Annotated in this window: 9 protein-coding genes; 2 read left to right on the top strand and 7 right to left on the bottom strand. The window is 43.3% G+C overall.

All coding sequences use genetic code 11. The features are described 5' to 3' along the window. Nucleotides 1-10: 10 nt before the first annotated feature. Nucleotides 11-1147: a TlpA disulfide reductase family protein gene (locus CLV99_RS20145; RefSeq protein ID WP_133586313.1), complete on the top strand. Its 1137-nt coding sequence runs from the start codon at nucleotides 11-13 to the stop codon at nucleotides 1145-1147. An 83-nt stretch (nucleotides 1148-1230) separates the two neighbouring features. On the opposite strand, the gene CLV99_RS20140 is transcribed toward CLV99_RS20145, so the two are convergent. The 5 genes from CLV99_RS20140 to CLV99_RS20120 form a co-directional block, all read right to left on the bottom strand. Continuing rightward, nucleotides 1231-2034, bottom strand: coding sequence for a hypothetical protein (locus CLV99_RS20140; protein WP_133586312.1), 804 nt, complete (start codon nucleotides 2032-2034; stop codon nucleotides 1231-1233). Between the two features lie 13 nt (nucleotides 2035-2047). Beyond that, a complete protein-coding gene (locus CLV99_RS20135) occupies nucleotides 2048-2860 on the bottom strand; it encodes a hypothetical protein (protein WP_246032817.1) in 813 nt (270 codons plus the stop codon). Nucleotides 2861-2912: 52 nt separating this feature from the next. Beyond that, complete coding sequence (locus CLV99_RS20130; RefSeq protein WP_133586311.1) at nucleotides 2913-6338, bottom strand: TonB-dependent receptor; 3426 nt, start codon at nucleotides 6336-6338, stop codon at nucleotides 2913-2915. A gap of 270 nt (nucleotides 6339-6608) precedes the next feature. Further along, nucleotides 6609-7772: a FecR family protein gene (locus CLV99_RS20125; RefSeq protein WP_133586310.1), complete on the bottom strand. Its 1164-nt coding sequence runs from the start codon at nucleotides 7770-7772 to the stop codon at nucleotides 6609-6611. Between the two features lie 151 nt (nucleotides 7773-7923). Further along, complete coding sequence (locus CLV99_RS20120) at nucleotides 7924-8487, bottom strand: RNA polymerase sigma-70 factor (RefSeq protein WP_162850173.1); 564 nt, start codon at nucleotides 8485-8487, stop codon at nucleotides 7924-7926. Between the two features lie 132 nt (nucleotides 8488-8619). Between CLV99_RS20120 and CLV99_RS20115 the strand changes: the two genes are divergently transcribed. Further along, complete coding sequence (locus CLV99_RS20115; RefSeq protein WP_133586308.1) at nucleotides 8620-9378, top strand: hypothetical protein; 759 nt, start codon at nucleotides 8620-8622, stop codon at nucleotides 9376-9378. A gap of 41 nt (nucleotides 9379-9419) precedes the next feature. Here CLV99_RS20115 and CLV99_RS20110 read toward each other — a convergent pair whose 3' ends face one another. Together CLV99_RS20110 and CLV99_RS20105 are read right to left on the bottom strand one after the other, a co-directional pair. Continuing rightward, nucleotides 9420-10301: a PorP/SprF family type IX secretion system membrane protein gene (locus CLV99_RS20110; protein ID WP_133586307.1), complete on the bottom strand. Its 882-nt coding sequence runs from the start codon at nucleotides 10299-10301 to the stop codon at nucleotides 9420-9422. 127 nt (nucleotides 10302-10428) lie between these two features. Next, nucleotides 10429-19476, bottom strand: coding sequence for an MBG domain-containing protein (locus tag CLV99_RS20105; protein WP_162850172.1), 9048 nt, complete (start codon nucleotides 19474-19476; stop codon nucleotides 10429-10431). Nucleotides 19477-19484 lie beyond the last annotated feature (8 nt).

Here is a 19484-nt window from a genome sequence, read left to right as displayed (position 1 = left end):
CTACAAAAGCATGTTACATAAAATAGCTCTTATCTTATTCACCGTTACTTCTCTGTCTGTTCAGGCACAGAACGGATTTTTAATCAAAGGAAAAATCAGTGGCAATCACGAGGGGAAAATTGTCCGCTTGATATACCCTAACCCTGCAGGTCTTAAAGACCCGATACAGGATTCGACTTTTGTAAAGAACGGTAGCTTCTCCTTCAAAGGGCATTCGGACAAAGACCTAACACAAGCAAAACTGGTGATGAGCGTAGTTGGGCAAGAAATTGACCCTGCCGACTATACCCGCTATTATGAAATCGACCAGCAACACTTCATTTTGGAGAACAGTACATTTACCGTAACGGGTAAGAATCTGCAACAAGCCAAAATTGTTGGTGGCACAGCGCAGGCAGACTTTAATACCCTGTCGGCACAGCTCAAACCTTTGGAAGACCAGATGCGGCCCCTATCTCAAAAAATCATACAGTATGGTCGGGAAAACAATGACGAAGGCCGCGAGGCACTATATCCGAAAGTAAGGAAAATTGCCCAGGAAAAATCGAAGGTAACCGAAGCCTTTATTAACAATCATCCCGATTCCTATGTCAGTCTAAAACTTCTTAACGAAGGTGGAGGCGCAGACGATGCGGGTCTTGAGGCACAGTTTGAAGCCCTTAGTGATAGGGTAAAGAATACCGACCTAGGCCGAGAAACAGCAGCGCGGATCAAAGCAACGAAAACCGTTGAAGTAGGCAATCCAGCACAGGACTTCATCATGAACGATACCGAGGGAAATCCAATCCAGCTATCTTCATTCCGGGGCAAATATGTATTTCTTGATTTCTGGGCGAGCTGGTGCGGTCCCTGCCGTTCGGAGAACCCAAATGTACTAAGAGCTTATGACAAACTTAAGGGTGATAACTTTGAGATTATCGCGGTATCATTGGATAATAAAAAAGAACACTGGCTTAAGGCCATCAAAGAAGATAATCTTCCTTGGATACAGGTCAGCGATCTAAAGGGTACCAAGAACGAAGCTGCTTTGAAATACGGCGTGACAGGCATCCCACAGAACTTTCTAATAAGCCCCGATGGCACTATCCTAGGAATAGGTTTTAGAGGAGAGGATATCCTCGAAAAGCTCATGGAGCATATGAAATAATAGTGGAAAATCCTTCAAACCAATACATACTATACATAAAAAAGGGAATCCGTTTGGTTAGCTACCAAACGGATTCCCTTGTATTAATAGTTACGATCTGGATAGAAAAATAGGCTCGAATGTGACAACATCCCAGCACTCGGTGTAAAGAAATAAGGCTGTACTAATCCTTTCTCTCCTGCAAGAGGTAGTCCCTTCCCAAAAGCAGACACCTTACTCTGATTTTCGTCACCCTCGATTGCCCACTGGTCCACTGTCCCTGCTTTTGTAAAACAGATACTTGATTTATCGAGCTTAGTCTTCTCATTAAAAGCTTCTGTTGCCAAATAGTTGGTATACACCCAAGTATTAGGTCGGACATTCTTCGCAAAATACTCCCTATATTCCGCTCCATTGACTTCATCCCTGCGATAGAGGAAAATATCAATAGGACTATTATCCGTAGGATAATTCAGATAAAAACCCAACTTATTCGTATTAGCATCGGCCTTAGGTATCTCGATTACCTGCTCTTTACCATCGAGATAAATATAATTGAACATCGCTTTCGTACCTTCTACGGGCAATGCTCCGGTATACATCACCTTTCCCGTAGTCGTATTCTTTATCCGAAGTAGCGGTTCTGTAACGACCGGATTAAAAGTATACACCACATTAAAACCTATTACTGACGTCGATTTAAGCAAAAATTTACCATGCATTACCGTTTTATCGTACACCGTAGTATCAATACTTACCTCTAGGTCTTCTGCATCACCATTATACCCATTGATGATAATATGCATAGCCTTTTCGCGGATGATGTCGTCCTTATTGCAGGCCACAAATACCAGAGACAGTAGTATGCAACAAAGTGAAGTTCTGATATAGTTAATTGTTATTTTCATTTTCTGTCCTGTATTAAAGTTCCAATTCTTTGAAAAACTGCATATTACCACCATTCGGAGCTTCCTGAAAAACATATAATTTAGAGGCTGCGGCATTAGCACCTGGTTTAGGAGCCGTCGAAGAGGTAGCGTGCCAACCATACTCCGTATCTTTAGTGTAATACTCATTCGTTCCTGCTTTGTAAATATAGGCTACAAACGAAACCGGTGTTGGCTGCCCGTTATACTGCTGTCCTACCGTAGGGAATGTAGCGATCGTAATCGGCTTAGTAAACTCGTAAGGCTTGACATCTTTAATTCTATCAATTTCTTCAAAAACCTTCGGTGTCCAATAATATTTCCCGAGCACAATATCTACCGGTCCAGCATACTTGGTCACTGTCGGTTTAAACATGTAAATCAATTTCAGCTTACCTTGTTCCAAAGCAGGAATATCAGGCATATCGCTCACTTTATCATTTGCATATAAAAAATTGATAGTAGTTGCCCCATCTCCCTTTTTCAATTCCCTTTCCAAAACCACTTTTTCCGTATTTTTTTCGGTTATCACCAACTTTGCTGTCTCCTTATTTTCAGGAAAAAGATAGGCTTCGCTAAAATCAAAGCGTCCGGTTGAGATGATCGATTTAAACTTTACGGTATCTATTTTGACCTCCATATACTCGCTTCCCCCATTGTAACCTTTGATTGTCACGGGCAACATATCACCTTTATACAGGAAATCTTCACTCGACTTTGTACATGCAAAAAGTAGTGAGAGCCCCATACCCATAAATAGAATTCGGGCAAATAGCGCTGAGATCCTTCTTTTATAACTGTTGTTCATCTGTTTCATTTTTTATTTCACCAACTACGTCAGTTTATACTAATTGCTCTATTTAGAAAGAATAAGATACCGAGAGACTGAACGATGTACCTACTCTACGTGTAAAAGTATCCTTATCCCCAATTCTTTGTTTGGTCTTGCCATCTTTCGAAGTTTCGTAATATCCCTCTTCGTAACGCTGGGAGAACCCATATTTCCATTCGTATATATCACTCCATTCTGTAGCAGCAATACCACTTGGAGGAGTATTCTTCCATTTGTCAAGAAGCTTGTACGTATCATTGCTATTGATATAAAAGCGGTAAGGATCATTGAGCAGATTGCTCATATTCAGTTTCGTTTTCAACTTCTTACTCCGTAAAAAATTGTAACTGATCTGTGCGTCCAACTGGCTTCGTGGGCGTTCATACTCCACGATATCAGGAGTCATACCTGTAGTAAAGGTTTTATAGCCCATATGGTTGAAGGCGATGTTGGCTCCAATGCGATCACCATCATATTGCAAACCTATATTATAGAGTAAAGGAACCTGTCCATATAATGGACGCTTCTCATTCTGTGCCTTCTTCGTTCGGTATACATAATTACGTCCATACTTGTCCTCAGTCATTGCCTGCCCAAGATAGGTGCTAGCCTGTACTTTTGAGTTCTGTATCGTGATATTACCATTCAGGTACAGGTTATCCAGAAATAGCCATTCCGGTTTAATAAATCCGAAGCTCTTGCGGATATCAAACTCCCATCCACTCACCTTAGCCCATTCCGAGTTACGGGTTACCACATACACCCGTCCTGTATTGTCAGGCTGATTACGATAGATCTCTGCCGGTTTATCAAAGTACTTGTAGAAATATCCAAAGGAGATCACCTCGCCCGATTTAGGATACCACTCTACCCGCGCATCATAGTGATCGATCAGCGTCGATAACACCCCCTCATTACTACGGTAGGCCGATATGTTCGGATCAAAACGGATCATCCGGGAGTTTTCGATCAACGCAGGACGTATTACCGATTGCGAATAGGCTGCGCGGATGTTAAAATCATCAAAAGGGGTCACCGTAAGACTAGCTGATGGCAGATAACGCCATTTTTTTTCCTCATACTCCGGATCTGCAAAAGAGCTCACAATCTTCCCACTAACAGGATCTACATAACGTTGCTTCTCTCCTCGCTCTATCAGATCACTGGTCGCCAAATCATTTACACCATTTTTAATCCGCTCGTACTTATAATACTCAGCACGTGCTCCCCATACCAAGCGTATCCAGTCCGTAATACGGTTATCCAGCATAGCATAGATAGCCTGGTTGTTGTTCTTACCCTGATATCCGTTGTACGAGAACCCTGCAGGGTAGTAAAAAAGATCCTTAGCAGGGTCGTTGAACTCCAGATACTTTGTCCATTCCTGTACCGGAACAAAGGGATAGACGCCTCCCCGAGGCTTTACTGTACCGATCGGCAATAATGTCCAATCGTACGTCCCCTCCCTATTCATGTATTGATAGCCTGTTTTAGCGATCTGTTTAAATCCTTTAACATTGAAATTATAACTTAATGCCAGTTCCGCTGCCTTATTCGTTTCATCATATTTATATTGTGCGCGGTTAAAAGTACCTCCACCAGGATTCGTAATCCCACTAGGCGTCACATTATAGACGACACCATTCATGGTCTTGGTCGGTGACAACCAAGCTTCTACCGCATCCTGCTCCAGGTTGCTCACCTTATTGCGTGATAGGCTCCAATCCACGCGGAATGCACCTAAGGTATGTTCACCATTAACACGGTTCTGTAATAGATCTATAAATTTAGGCCGGTCGTATTCCCGAATCTCCGCCAGACCATCTTCAAAACCGATCTCATTGCCCCAACCCACTATCCGTGAAAATTGATTGCTGAATACACGTGAGTAAAAGTTGCGCGAAGTAATCTTATGGTTCTTGCTGCTCCACCCTAGGTTCAATAGACCGCCCCAATTGGTATTGAAATTGTACTGATTGGCAAATGTAGGATTGATTTCCGCTCCGGTCTCGGCATCGATGACCGTATTTCCAATTTTTTCCCAATTGCCACGTGCAAAATGAGAGATATCATCTATAGATTGTTCATTGCGGTAACTCAATGACCCTACAAAACCAAACTTTCCATTCTTTAAGGTATAGTTACGTCCCAGACTGAACTGATAATTTTGCCCTGGGGAAGTTTTATACACACGTGTTCCCATTCTTTCCAATCCACCGATACGCTTGTTCTGTTCGGCAATCATCTCTGGTGTAATAGGATCAAATCCCGGCATCCGCGCACCATAAGGGTCCAGTGGATTATAATTCCCTCCGTTAAAGACCAAGATATCCTTTGGAAAATGATCCCGGATACCGTCATCAAATCCCAGGTAATCATATTTACCACGGCCATAGCCCAAGAAGTCCTTGCCTGTGCTTCCTTTTACATATTTACCCCCAAAGCTGAAATTATTAAAATTATGATCTGGAATAGCCAAGGTATTGATCTGTATCAAACCGCCTCCAAAGCCAAAGCTCATATCGGGTGTCGAGGTCTTGGATACTACGACATTATCAATCAGATTGACCGGTACAATATCGAATTCAAAATCACGGATCTGCACATCCGTACTAGGTAGCACAGCGCCATCCATCATCGCCAGATTATAGCGTTCGGCTATACCGCGTACCACCACGCGACGGTTGTCATTGGTACTCACACCCGAGATACGTTTTAAAGTCTCACCGATATTCTTGTCAGGTAGCGTTCCAATCTGTTCGGCCGAGATACCATTGGAAATACCCGCTTCATTCTTTTGGCGGGCATAGAGTGCAGCCGTGTTTTCCTTTTTTAAGCTTCCCGTCACCACAACCTGATCCAACTCATTTGTTGCATTTTTAAGCAAGACACTAAGCGAAGTCGCTTGCCCAGCCTTTACTTCCACATCGGTAATCCGTTTACTCTGATAGGAGATATAACTTACTTCCAGCGTGTAAACACCCGGCTCCAGCATCAAGGTATAAGTCCCATCTACTGCACTCCGTACACTATGGCTACTATTCAACACCTTAATACTTGCACCCGCCAGTGGCTGCCCACTATCATCCAGAATCTTACCCGATACACGTCCCTTTTGTTGCAGCACCCTATTATTAGCTATTTTCTGAGAAATAGCCGGTGGGGCCGCATAAATCGTAACCAGTTTATTATCGATACTATAATTGTAGGGTTTTCCATCAAACAGTGCGTGGAGAGTTTCTTCTATAGTTGCATTCCTGACCTGTATGCTCACTGGCTTCGCCGCGGAAAACAGCTCCATGTCATAGAAAAAATCATATTTTGCCTGCTTACGGATCTCCTCCAGTACCGCATGCACATTGCTATTCTGTTTGCTTATGCTGATTCGCTGGGCATACGTGTATGCGTTCACCTGCATCAAAAAGCAGGTCATAAGTAACATGATTATCTTCATGACTCGAATGCATTGGTAAAAATTTCTATGTATTTTATTACTCCTTAATAACCATAGAGAATATTCATGAGAAAATATTTTATTTTTTAAAGACCTCATGGAACCTGCCATGCAGGTTTCAAGTGAATATTTCATACTTTTGTTAATGTTAAAATTGTATTGATGAATATTGTTCTAGCAATGTCTTGATAAGCATTTTAACAATCCGGCCAGAGGTGTACCACCACCTTTGGCTATTTTTGTAGCTCGCTTACCTTTCGTTGATCCTTATCAGTCCGTCACTACAAACCTCCTTTCCTTAATCGTTACTTTTGCCTTTTTTGTTGACTGTATCATCTTCGCTATAACCGAGAGCGGCTGCGATCTGGACACCATTCCCGTAAACCGTATCTTCCCAAGATGAGCCGGACACTCTACCTCCACATCGTACCAACGGGCTACCTGGCGCAGCACGCTTTCCAGCGTAGCTCCGCGGAATACAAAATCCCCATTTACCCAGGATAACTGTTCCTGAATATCAGCTTCACGTACTTCCAGAGATTGGACCAGTACCGTCTGTTGACCAGGCTTTAACACAGCCGACCGACCGTCCTTGGTATTGACCTTCACCCGTCCTTCGACCAGTGTCGTCCGTACCGCGCGTTCATCCCTATAGGCGTTAATATTGAAATGGGTACCTAAAACCTGTACCTCCTGTGTAGCCGTTTCGACAAAGAAGGGCTTGTTTACAGCCCCCTTCGGAGCAGCTACTTTCTTAACTTCAAAATAAACTTCACCTGTCATCTGTACACGACGCTCTTTTTCTGAAAAACAAACAGGATAAGTTAGCGATGAACCCGCATTAAGCAAAGCCGTAGAACCATCGGGCAGTACCAACTGGTACTGACTTCCCTTTGGCGTACTGATCGTATTGAAAGCAGGAGACTTTGTCTTCAATTCATTCTGGGCTGTATAGGTCACCCTCCCCTCCGCATCCTTGTCGATACGTATACCATTCTCTGTGGCTATCGTACCATCACTCACCTCATTCAGTGCAATCACTGAGCCGTCCGAGAGCGTGAGTAAGGCGGTATTTTCTCCTGGTTGGATATCGTTCGTCTCGGCTAGTGTCTCTGGCTTCCCGACCGATCGTCCAAGATACCAATAGACAGCGCCTGTCGTCATCAAACCAATTAACAAAGCCGCTGCAACATATTGTAATTTTCGAAAGGGGAATGTTTTTTTTCTTTTGCCCGCTATACGTTGCTGGATACGCCTGCGCAAATCGTCTTTGACTTTATCAGCTGGCTCCAAAAAACAATCGCTCTGCACCGCATCTATCTCTTCATTCAAGACCTGATCATAAGCTTCTCTCAATTGCACCTCTTCTGCTGCACTTAAGCGTTCTCCCTCGGCATGCTTTTTCAATAACTGTCTGAATTGTTCCTGATTCATTTTTTGACTGTATAAACCTCTACTCAAGAAAACTAACGTCCCCTTTTATATATACAATCCAAAAAGCGGGGGTATCCCTTGGATTATATTTTACTTTTTTTACAAAAAAACATAACCGACAGATTTTGAACCGACTAGTACAGAAAGAAAACTAGAGAAATAACAGAAGAAGCAGTATCGTTAAGCTACCGATACTCTGACGTATACGTTTCAGTGCCAAAGTCATATGCCCTTCTACGGTCTTAGGAGAAATGCCTAGTTCAACAGCTATACGTTTGATAGACAGCTGCTCATTACGGCTCATGGTATATACCTTTCGGCATTTTTCAGGTAGCTCATCGACGCATTCGTCCACCTGCTTTTGCAGTTGTTGCAGTTGTATAGAAGAGTCTGCTTCTGGTGCCCATACGGGTGACAGATCAGAACCATCAAGTACTTGGGAAGATTTCAGTTGTTTTAGACTTTTCAACACCAACCTATAGGACGTAGTAAATAGCCATCCTTTTATGTTGATATGGCACATGGTATCCCAATGCTCCCAAAGCCGCACAAAGGTATCCTGAATAATATCCTCTGCGGCCTGCTCATCATTAAGGATGCGCAATGCGGTGCGATACAACGGCTTCCAATAGCGGTCATATACCTCATCAAACGTCAAGAAATCTTCACTCGATAACGTCTTTGGTTCTGAACAAGCCTTAATATTGGTTTTCACTGTGCCGTGTATTTTACGCAACAAAACTATTGGCCCAATATTAGATAGTCAATAAGAGTCGATTAAGTAATTGTTAAATAGCCGAGGATAAGCTTGGATTTTTTTGAGTAGATTCTATATAAAATAAATGATATGAAGCACCCCATTACTGTACTACTACTGACGTTATTGATTTCTTGTGGTCAAAACACACAAAAAGAGGTATCCGTTGAAAAAATTGGTTTAAACCTAGCGCAGATCAACTTCGAAGAAGACCCACAGATCCTACTGAGCGGGAAAATTGATAGCTCCAAGAATGCGACAGCTAGCTTTATCGAAGAAGGACTTTCCGATCCATTTGATTATCCGACCGGACACAAAGTAAACAAATGGAACGGCAATCAATCCTTATATGGCAAAGCCTATTACAGTAAAGCGTCGGATAGTATAGCTCACTATAAAGATTTATATTTTGATCAGATTTCCTTTTTAACACATCATAATAAAACGGTAGCCGTACTAGCCACTGTAGCTGTTACTTCCGACAGGATCTACCCTCACTTGATCGACTTACTCAATGCGCAATATGGCGCTTCTTCTTTTAATCGTCCCACCACTACAGATGAGTTTTACGAATGGACAGGGACAGACCGGTATGTGCAGATCGATTACAGTGTAGGTGGTTCAATAACGGTTATACCAGATCGTCCCATGACGACAGAAACCGTTTATACGATTAAACTACTTATTTTTAACAAAGCTGCAGCCGACGAGATCAAAAAAATACAAGACGACAATTACAGAAAGACAAAAAAATACGAGATTCTGTATGGTGATTTTGAGATTTACAGACAAAATCCCGAGAGAAATGTCGTTATGATGAGCGACATCCTATCCGGGACATATCAATAAAATAATTCGGCCTGAGGATAAAACCTCAGGCCGAATTGCTGCTATAATAATCCCATTCCACCGAGCCGATAACGGAAACCGACCTCGTGTGTATTGGTAGATATCTTCTGGTTTAGCGTATGTCCGTTTACACTGAACTGATAACTATAACCTATACCAAAGTTGCCAAAGTTGAGCTGCATCAGTCCAGAGAGATCTCCCTGATTCTGCACCCCCATTCCGAGACCAATCTTAGGTCCCATAAACACCATCGCATTGATGTCATAGCGCGGGGACATCTCCTGCATATGGCTCACCAAAAATGAAGGACGCAGCTTGAACGTATCGTCTAGATGGATCAGCATCCCCCCTGTCACATAGATTACATCCCGGAACTCATATTCCCGATCCACATTACGCTTTAGCGAAAACCGTGGCATCGCTACCCCCACATAAAACTTATCCTTTTGGTAGTACGATGTACTCACACTCAACACCCCTGCAGTACCACGCACATCTTCCCAGAATGCTGGATCCTGGTCGTCCAACTGCCGGTAATTGCCCTGATAAAATAAAAGACCTCCTCCCATAGAGAGGCTGAGGTACTCATTCTCTCCCAGTTGTACTGCTTTTGCTGCATACGCGGTGACTTCATTCTCACGAACCACTCCCAACGAAGCATTTTTAAAATCACCACCGATGGCTAGTCCCAGACTCTTGATCATTCCATGACCAGTCACCCACACCGACTTTGGTGCCCCGTCCACACCCGTCCATTGGCTACGCCCAAGTGCAGCAAAACTCCCCTGCTCATCCATCGTACTCAATGAGGAGTTGAAGCTGTTACGCAGTTGACCAAACTGGTTGTAACTTACCCCGTGTTGTGCCAAGCTGCACAAAGGCAGCAAGGACAACAGGCTCATAATTATATTTAGTTTTTTCATTTCTATATTGTTATCAAGTTATCCTGTGATCAAGTGATCTAGCTAGGCTTATTCTGATTTATCGGAATTCCATTTTTTTATCGGGATAAACAGGTTCACTCGATAGCTTGTTCACTCGATAACATCATTATCTCCTAATCACAAAATACCCCTTCTCGCGTTTCCACACACCGTTATCTCTAACATCGATGTAATAGAAATAAGTACCATCACGGTGATCATTACCGAAGAATACGCGATCTCTATTGTCATAGCCTTCTATCTCGGCCAGTACAACCCCATTTTTATCGAAGATCGTCACCTTATTATCAGTGTAGTCACGGATACCTTCGATGATCAAGAACTCGTTGATACCATCACCGTTCGGAGACAGGGCCTGGTGCACGCGAATCGGCAACTTGGCAGATGCATCATTTGCAACCCGTACCGATACCGTCACCGGACTTGCTGCTTCATAGTTCTCATTACCTGTCTGCACCGCTGTGACACGTACCGTACCCAAACGCAACACATTCAGATCCGTACCCGATACTGTGGCCACCATAGGATCATCAACGCTTAACACCACAGGAAGACCACTGCTACTCTGCACATCCAACGCAACTTTTCCAGCATCGCGCCCCAGTGTCTCTGGTGCTACAAAACTGATCGTTTGTTTGGCTTTGCGGATATCTAATCGAGCAGTAAAACTTGCTCCAAAATAGTTCTGCGTTTCAGCAATAACCGCTTTTACCTCATAACTACCCGTATTGATCTTATCGTTGTTTTGATAGCTCACTATTACGCCATTTGGAAGAGTACCGGTCAATTGCAGTGATTTCACTGTTCCATCGTAGACTACATCCTTATTTTCAAAACGTAATCCTTTCAGCGTTGCTTTAGTTATCTCGAAGTTATTACCAACGTAATTTACCTGATAATTTGCCCCAGCACTAAGGTTACCTTTATGGATCTCGTAGTTTCCTACATTTTCACCGATTACACGGCTTAATGTTCCTGTCACCACAGAAGCAGCGTCACCGTTACGCAGATCAGAAGCTTTAACCATATAGGTCAATACCGGATCAGACTCACCATATACTTTTGATTTTAGTTCTGCTGTGACGGTAAGATCTGCCTTAGTAATCGTCAGATCCGCAGACTGATAATTGATACTATAATTATTTGCCGTAAGGTCTACGTTATTGATAGCATAACTCCCTACATTTTCACCGATTGCACGGCTTAGTGTTCCCGTCACCACTGAAGCAGCGTCACCGTTACGCAGATCAGAAGCTTTAACCGTATACGTTAACACAGGATCGACCCCACCGTATACTTTTGATTTTAGTTCTGCTGTCACCGTAAGATCTGCCTTAGTAATCGTCAGGTCCGCAGGCTCGTAATTGATACTATAATTATTTGCTGTAAGGTCTACATTATTGATCGCGTAACTACCTACATTTTCACCGATTGCACGACTTAATGTTCCTGTCACCACAGATGCAACGTCACCATTACGCAGATCAGAAGCTTTAACCGTATAGGTCAATACAGGATCGGCCCCACCGTAGACTTTTGATTTTGGTTCTGCTGTCACCGTAAGATCTGCCTTAGTAATCGTCAGATCCGCAGACTCATAATTGATACTATAATTATTTGCTGTAAGGTCTACATTATTGATAGCATAACTACCTACATTTTCACCGATTGCACGACTTAATGTTCCTGTCACCACAGAAGCTGCGTCACCGTTACGCAGATCAGAAGCTTTAACCGTATAGGTCAATACCGGATCGGCCTCACCGTAGACTTTTGATTTTGGTTCTGCTGTTACGATAAGATCTGCCTTAGTAATCGTCAGGTCCGCAGGCTCGTAATTGATACTATAGTTACTTGCCGTAAGGTCTACATTATTGATCGCGTAACTACCTACATTTTCACCAATTGCACGGCTTAGTGTTCCCGTCACCACAGAAGCAGCGTCACCGTTACGCAGATCAGAAGCTTTAACCGTATAGGTCAATACCGGATCAGACTCACCATATACTTTTGATTTTGCATCTGCTGTTACGATAAGATCTGCCTTAGTAATTGTCAGGTCCGCAGGCTCGTAATTGATACTATAGTTACTTGCCGTAAGGTCTACATTATTGATCGCGTAACTACCTACATTTTCACCAATTGCACGGCTTAGTGTTCCCGTCACCACAGATGCAGCGTCACCGTTACGCAGATCAGAAGCTTTAACCGTATACGTCAATACCGGATCAGACTCACCATATACTTTTGATTTTGCATCTGCTGTCACCGTAAGATCTGCCTTAGTAATCGTCAGATCCGTAGGCTCATAATTGATACTATAATTATTTGCTGTAAGATCTACATTATTGATAGCATAACTACCTACATTTTCACCGATTGCACGACTTAATGTTCCCGTCACCACAGATGCAGCGTCACCGTTACGCAGATCAGAAGCTTTAACCGTATAGGTCAATACCGGATCAGACTCACCATATACTTTTGATTTTGGTTCTGCTGTTACGATAAGATCTGCCGGAACTATGGTTAAGGAGTTCCCTACAGCCGTTGCAGGTAAGTATTCATTATTTCCTGCCTGTGTAGCAGTAATTGTCACCGTACCTACCTTCTTCGCATTTATCTTCCATTTTCCAGCATCATTGTTGTCCTGATATACTTGAGCAATACCTGGATCTGACGAGGTAAAGGAAACCGGAAGATTAGAGCTAGCAGAAGCCGTCAATACCACACCTTGTTGGCCATAAGTGAGGTCTGTCAATGTCGCAAAATTGATTGTCTGCTCTCCCATCGTTTTTGCGGAGGCAAGAGCTTCAGCACTTTGATTACCGACCTGATCTGCTGCTACCAAATAGAACTCATAAGTTTTTCCATTCGGAAGGCCTGAATATGTATAATGTTCCGTTCCTTTTACTACATCTGCTAAATGTACTTTCACACCACCTTCTGGTTTTACATAGAGTATGTACTTGTCAAGATCTGGCTCAGTATTAGCAGACCAAGTGAGCAAAATCCGTCCATTCTGACCTGTGGCAACAAAAGCAGCAGGAACCATCGGCGCCGTCTTATCAATCTCAAACTGCACCGTAGTAGAATTTCCAGCTGCATCAGTTGCAATCAATGTATAATTACCTTCGGTAGAAACAGTAGTTCCTGAGACAAAACTCGCCCCATTTAACGTAGCATCACCCTCATTAAATCCTATCATTCGGTTATCATTATACACTCCCCCGTGAGTCACGCCTGTCACAATAGGTGCCGTTTTATCAATTTCGAACTGTAGCGTTGTAGAGTTCCCTACAGCATCCGTTACAACCAATGTATAATTCCCTTCAGCAGAAACAACAGTTCCTCCTGCAAAAGCGGCACCATTCAGCGTAGCACTACCCTCGTTAAAAACAATAGTACGGTTCGTGTTATATAAGCCATTATGAGCTACTCCTGATACCACAGGAGGCTTGGAATCTACTTTTACCCCCCTAGTATCACCAACCGAGTTTAGCGTCAACACAGCATTGTTGCCTGCGATATCGCTAATTGTACCACCATTCAATGATAAAGCGCCTACTGCGATACCATCATGATCCTCTAAGCCCGTAGCAACTGTATATCTGAATACGAGAGCGGAGCTTCCAGAACCAGATAAGTAGTTCGCAGATGTTGTCTGTCCCCCAATCGTAAGCGATATTAGAGGCGTTCCTCCAACCGTATTTAGAATCACAGCCTCGGAGAAGTTAACCGTAAAATCCAAATTTTGATTCAACAGATAATAACCGTTAGCAGGCACGGTCACCGATGTAACTGTAGGAACAATACCATCTATCACTATACTGGAATTTGCACCTAAAGAACCTGCCGATCCCGGTGTAGGCAACGTCAAGATTGCATCGTCTCCGTGGACATTTTTAATAGCCGCACCATTCAGTGCAAGAGCAGTAGTCGATGTATAGTCTAGATCTGCAGAGATATCAGCAGCCTGTACCTTATAGCTAAACGTTAATATATCACCTCCAGTACCACTTACATAATTCGCCTCCCGGTCGATTGCTCCTGTCTCCAATAAAAGGGTAGGTATACCTCCACCATTATTGACCATCACCGTTTGATCGAAAGTCACTGTCAGTGTAATAACATCGTCTATTTTATAGGTACCATTAGCAGTCGAAGCGCTGACCGAAATTACTTTCGGATTAATCGAGTTGACTGTAATAGCTATATTGTCGGTATCCGTTTTAGCTCCACCTGATCCCGTATTACCTAGATCATCTGTTATTATCTGTATGTAAGCAGGTCCATTATAACCTGGAGTTGGAGTAAATACCAAGCCGTTTAAGGCCGTATTAATATCTACTATCGTACCTCTAAAGGTCATCATAACATCGCTTGTACCACTACCTGATAAGAAAATCAGCCCATCGGTGCTAACCAATGTCATCCTACCGTTTGTTGCAGTCAAAGCAACCTGAACATTTAAAGATCCAGCATCTACATCCGAAATGGAGATTAAATTATTATTACCGGTACTAAATGTCAAAGTAGCATCCTGATCCACCGATTGCGCCCCAGGTACCGAATTGACAGGCGCATCGTTGACAGCGGTCACAAGCAGCATAATTATTTCGCTATCCGTTTTCAAATCTCCACCTGTATTACCCAGGTCATTAATTTCTACATTCAATGATGCGGTAAGCGTGGAATTACTGGCTGTAGTAAATCTTATGTTATCCCCCGCTATAAAAGCATTGATGTCCGAGATACTACCCGTCAACGTCAAAGAAGGGGACGTTCCTCCTACGGTAACACCAGAACCTGATGTTGCACGCAGTGTACCGCCGCCTGAGACGTACAAGGTCACTAACACATGGTTCGTCCCCGCATCTACATCCGCAAAACTAAAACCTTTCAGTACGGTTTCCTCATCTTCGACTACAACTATATCATTAGGAGCTGTGATTACCGGAGCATCGTTGACTGCATTCACCGTAATAGTCACGGTCTCAATATTACTTTGAGCAGCCCCATCAGAGGCCCTATAGGTAAAACTATCCGTTCCATTAAAATTCGCATTCGGTGTATAGGTAAATGATCCATTAGCGTTTAAGGTAAGCGTACCATTAGTAGGTCCTGTTACAAGTACCGCAGTTAGTGTATTGCTATCCACATCCGTATCATTTGCTAAAATACCAGGAGCAGGCACTGTCAACGTCACATCTTCATTAATGATATAAGAATCATTCGTAGCTACAGGGGCATCATTGACGGCAGTTACGTCCAGAATTATCGTAACAGAAGCTGTTTTAGCACCTCCCACCCCTGTATGCCCATTATCATTAATAGACACAGAAAGCGGAACATCCGTAGTTGCATTACTAGCGGTAGTAAATGAGACGTTGCCTCCAGCAATAAATGCATTAATATCCGATATAGCTCCATTAAGGACCAATGATGATGGCATTCCTGACACGATGACACCTGATCCCGTTGTCGCCTGCAGTGTCCCGTTAGGAACCAAAAGTAATACGGTCACATCGTTCGCTCCCGCATCTACATCAGAAAAACTTATCCCTGTAAGCGCAGAAGCAACATCTTCTGTTACAGTAATGCTCGCAGGTGCGGTAACTACTGGTGCATCATTTACCGGATTAATGGCTAAATGCAACCAGGCAGTGTCACACTTGGAAGGAAGTCCATTATCGCACACTTGGTATTGTAAACTATCCCTACCCGAGTAATTAGCATTAGGTGTATAGGTAAAACTACCGTCCGCATTCAGGACTACCGTGCCGTTAACAGGCGCTGTGACTAAGGATGCCGTGAGGGTATTACCTTCTGGGTCCGAATCGTTTGTTAGCACATTACCCATTCTTGGCGTATCTTCTGTCAATGTCAGGTAATCATCCATAGCTATAGGTGCATCATTAACCGCGACAACAGATACTGTTTTGATAGCAGCCGCAGACTCTTCGTTGCCATCGCTAACCTTAAAGCTTATGCTGCGCGTAGCCGTATTCGGGTTCTGTGACGAGTTATCGTATTTAACAGCACGCAAAGCCGTCTGCCATTGCGCTATGGTAGCTGAAGCGCCAGAAGACGTCATCGTCAGCACACCAGTACCGGCATTATACGATGTCGCGATATTGCCCATTGTAGAACCTTCATATGTAAAAACCAATACATCTTGTCCAGATTGGAAATTACCCGTAATAGCTACTGTTGCGGATGCGAATGTGGTGTTATCCGGATCGGAAAGGGTCAAGGCACCGTCTATTGCTACACCGGATGCTCCCTCCGTAAAAGTCGTATTACCACCGCTAGTCGTTGCTACAGGCGCATTATTTACTGCGACCAAAGTAACTGTAGACGCTATTGATAAGCTAGTGGTATTAACTCCACCGTTTGCCGTGCCACCGTTATCCTGTATCAAAGAAAGTTTTACTATACGATTCGTGGTATTAGGGTTAGTGCTCGTGTTACGATAGGTAATCCCATTGATTATTCCCTGAAGCACCGCTGCCGATTTACCAATCAGACTGCTCACTGTAAAAACAGCATTAGTTCCAGTCAAATTGATTGTAACCATAAGCTCGCTAATATCCGTTGGATTAGTACCATTCTGGATAGGGAAGTTCTTTCCATCAATGTTTATAATTTCGCTACTACCATCAAACACATTAGCCACTGTAAACTTGAAATTTTCGATCAACTGCCCTGCTTCAACTGTACTTATAGAAGTTCCGCTGAATAAAGAAACTGCAGCAGCTCCCTCAGTAAAAGTTGGGTTAGTCGCTGTACTAGACATTGTCGGTGCATCGTTGACTGCTGTTATCTGTACAGTCACATTAGCAGCGGCGCTAGTACCTCCATCACCATCATTGATCGTTACAGCTACAGTACGCACAGCTGTGGAAGGATCTGTATCATTGGTATTCATATACGTCAGATTGCGAATCAATGCCTGTGCGCTAGTCGGATTAGCATTACCATTAAAACTGATGATCAGATCGTTTGCTCCTGTTCCACCAGTCCAAGTACCGATAGTAGTGCCTTCGTAAGTCACATTGCTACCTGATATTCCTATCTGTCCCGCAGCCGTTCCTTCATTGCGAATAGAAAGTACATCTTCGGCACTTACACGGTTCGCAACAATGGAAACCGTCACATTGCCACCGTTAAAGTCTGGTGAATCCGAATCGGTTACGGTAGCATTGTTACCTACATCAATTAATACAGCAGAGCTTCCCTCTGTAAATCCCACAGCGTCACCATTAAGATTAGTTATAATCGGAGGTTGATTAGGGGGAACTGTTACGGTTAATTTTGCAGACAACGAAGTGGCATCAGGACTTACAGCCCCAGTCACAATACAACGGTACAAGTATCCGTTCATAGCGATTGTTGGAGCAGTAATCGTCAAAGTGTTGGAAGTTACTCCGCTATAGAGAGCTCCATTGGAGACATCAGTAAACCCAGCCCCTGTAGACACCTGCCATTGATAGCCGGTTGCACCTGCTGCCAACATCGTGAAAGCTATTTGATCACCTGCCATCACAGTTTTATCTCCAGGCTGCTGGCTTATAGAAGGTGCAGTGTTTACCGTCAGCGTAGCAACATTGGAGGCAAGACCTACAGAACAAAGGTTAGACACAACACACTGAAATTGCACACCATTAAGCCCTAATGTTGCATTAGATATCTGTAAGGTAGCTGAATTAACACCAAAAAAGCCCCCACCATCGCTAATATTTACAAATGATCCACCGCCGATTTTCTGTTGCCATTGATAGCTTGTTGCACCCGATGCTGCTACCGAGAAAGTTCCCGATCCACCTGTCGTAATATGCGTATTTACAGGTTGCGCATCAATCTGCACTTGACCAGTTACAAATAGGTTTGCAGTCGAAGAGTATTTACTGCCGGCAACGCCAAAAGTAACCTTGCAACGGTAGATATATGTATTAAAGCTAGCCGGTGTATTTATAATCGATAAATTTGCAGTAATGGCTCCGTTGTAATTTGCATTATCCAGGACATTATTATATGTATTACCACCATCTGTACTTACTTCCCACTGATGTGCCGTCGCCCCCGTAGTTGTGAGCGAAAAACTGGTAGAAGCATTGGCACAAATATCTGAACTTACAGGGCCTATTATTTCATTAGAGGGCTCATTCCCAGCGTTCGGATTGGGGACAATTCGCATCACACTTCCTCCTGAATTGCCATCATCTCCTGTAGTGTAGTAACCTATATCTCCTTTGAATACTACCCCCCAAGGGTAGATAAAACTACCCGCCTTTAAATCGGTACGTAATGGAGATCCTGTCCCCGACATATTGCTATACTTAGACAATTTATAGCCTCCCGCCGTCCCCGTACTCTCCAAGGCATACAAATCATTGCTTTCAATCGATAGTGCACTGGCATAGGTATCTTTTAAAAGGTAGGTCTTTGTTGCATAATCATAGCTTCCATTATTGTTAGCAACCTTGACAACACCTCCCTTCATGGAGAGAAGGGCTGTATTCGACTCGTCCACACAAAAGGGGTCCGTATAGTAAACATCACCATTTGTCGCTATCGCCAAATTCGTTGCATAACTCAATCCTCCTTCGGAAGGGATGCCTGAGAACAAGGAGGTATAACCTGAGCCGTTATTTAAATTGTTATACCGAACAACTTCGTAAGAAGTTCCATCATATTGTAGCGCATAGAGTCGATCGTTTACATCAATTGCTAATCCTGTATAATATTTAACGGGATTGCTCTGAAAATCGGATACGGTATATATTCCGTTACTATTCGTCAACTTCAAGATCCTATTCCCATTCTCTCCTATACTAGTACTAACGAAAATCTGTCCATTGGTGGCAACAGCTAATCCCCAAGGATAAGATCCTGCTTCATGACTTAATCCTGAATAAAGCACTGTAGGTTGTCCCTGTCCGTTGGTATATTTTACCAATTCATAGTTTGTCGAGGAGACCGCTCGAATCAGATAAATATTACCATTAGTATCCTTAGTCAATGCGGTATACAATCCTCCTGTCGCTATATTCTGTGCATTATAGCTCTGCGCACAAGCTGGTTGACCACAAAACAGCCCCAGTATACAGATGGACAAGAGTACCAGGGAGTGATAGATGTATTTTTTCATAATTTGCA

Origin of the sequence: Sphingobacterium yanglingense (assembly GCF_004363245.1) — a bacterium.
GTDB classification, from domain to species: domain Bacteria; phylum Bacteroidota; class Bacteroidia; order Sphingobacteriales; family Sphingobacteriaceae; genus Sphingobacterium; species Sphingobacterium yanglingense.
Note: the sequence above shows the minus strand (reverse complement) of the source record. Positions and strands in the feature narration are given on the sequence as shown.

Bases quoted from the DNA above. Each gene is read 5' to 3' on its own strand.
- CLV99_RS20115 (WP_133586308.1), top strand. From the start codon at position 8,620: ATGAAGCACCCCATTACTGTACTACTACTGACGTTATTGATTTCTTGT.
- CLV99_RS20140 (WP_133586312.1), bottom strand. From the start codon at position 2,034: ATGAAAATAACAATTAACTATATCAGAACTTCACTTTGTTGCATACTA.
- CLV99_RS20105 (WP_162850172.1), bottom strand. From the start codon at position 19,476: ATGAAAAAATACATCTATCACTCCCTGGTACTCTTGTCCATCTGTATA.
- CLV99_RS20110 (WP_133586307.1), bottom strand. From the start codon at position 10,301: ATGAAAAAACTAAATATAATTATGAGCCTGTTGTCCTTGCTGCCTTTG.
- CLV99_RS20135 (WP_246032817.1), bottom strand. From the start codon at position 2,860: ATGAACAACAGTTATAAAAGAAGGATCTCAGCGCTATTTGCCCGAATT.
- CLV99_RS20145 (WP_133586313.1), top strand. From the start codon at position 11: ATGTTACATAAAATAGCTCTTATCTTATTCACCGTTACTTCTCTGTCT.
- CLV99_RS20125 (WP_133586310.1), bottom strand. From the start codon at position 7,772: ATGAATCAGGAACAATTCAGACAGTTATTGAAAAAGCATGCCGAGGGA.
- CLV99_RS20130 (WP_133586311.1), bottom strand. From the start codon at position 6,338: ATGAAGATAATCATGTTACTTATGACCTGCTTTTTGATGCAGGTGAAC.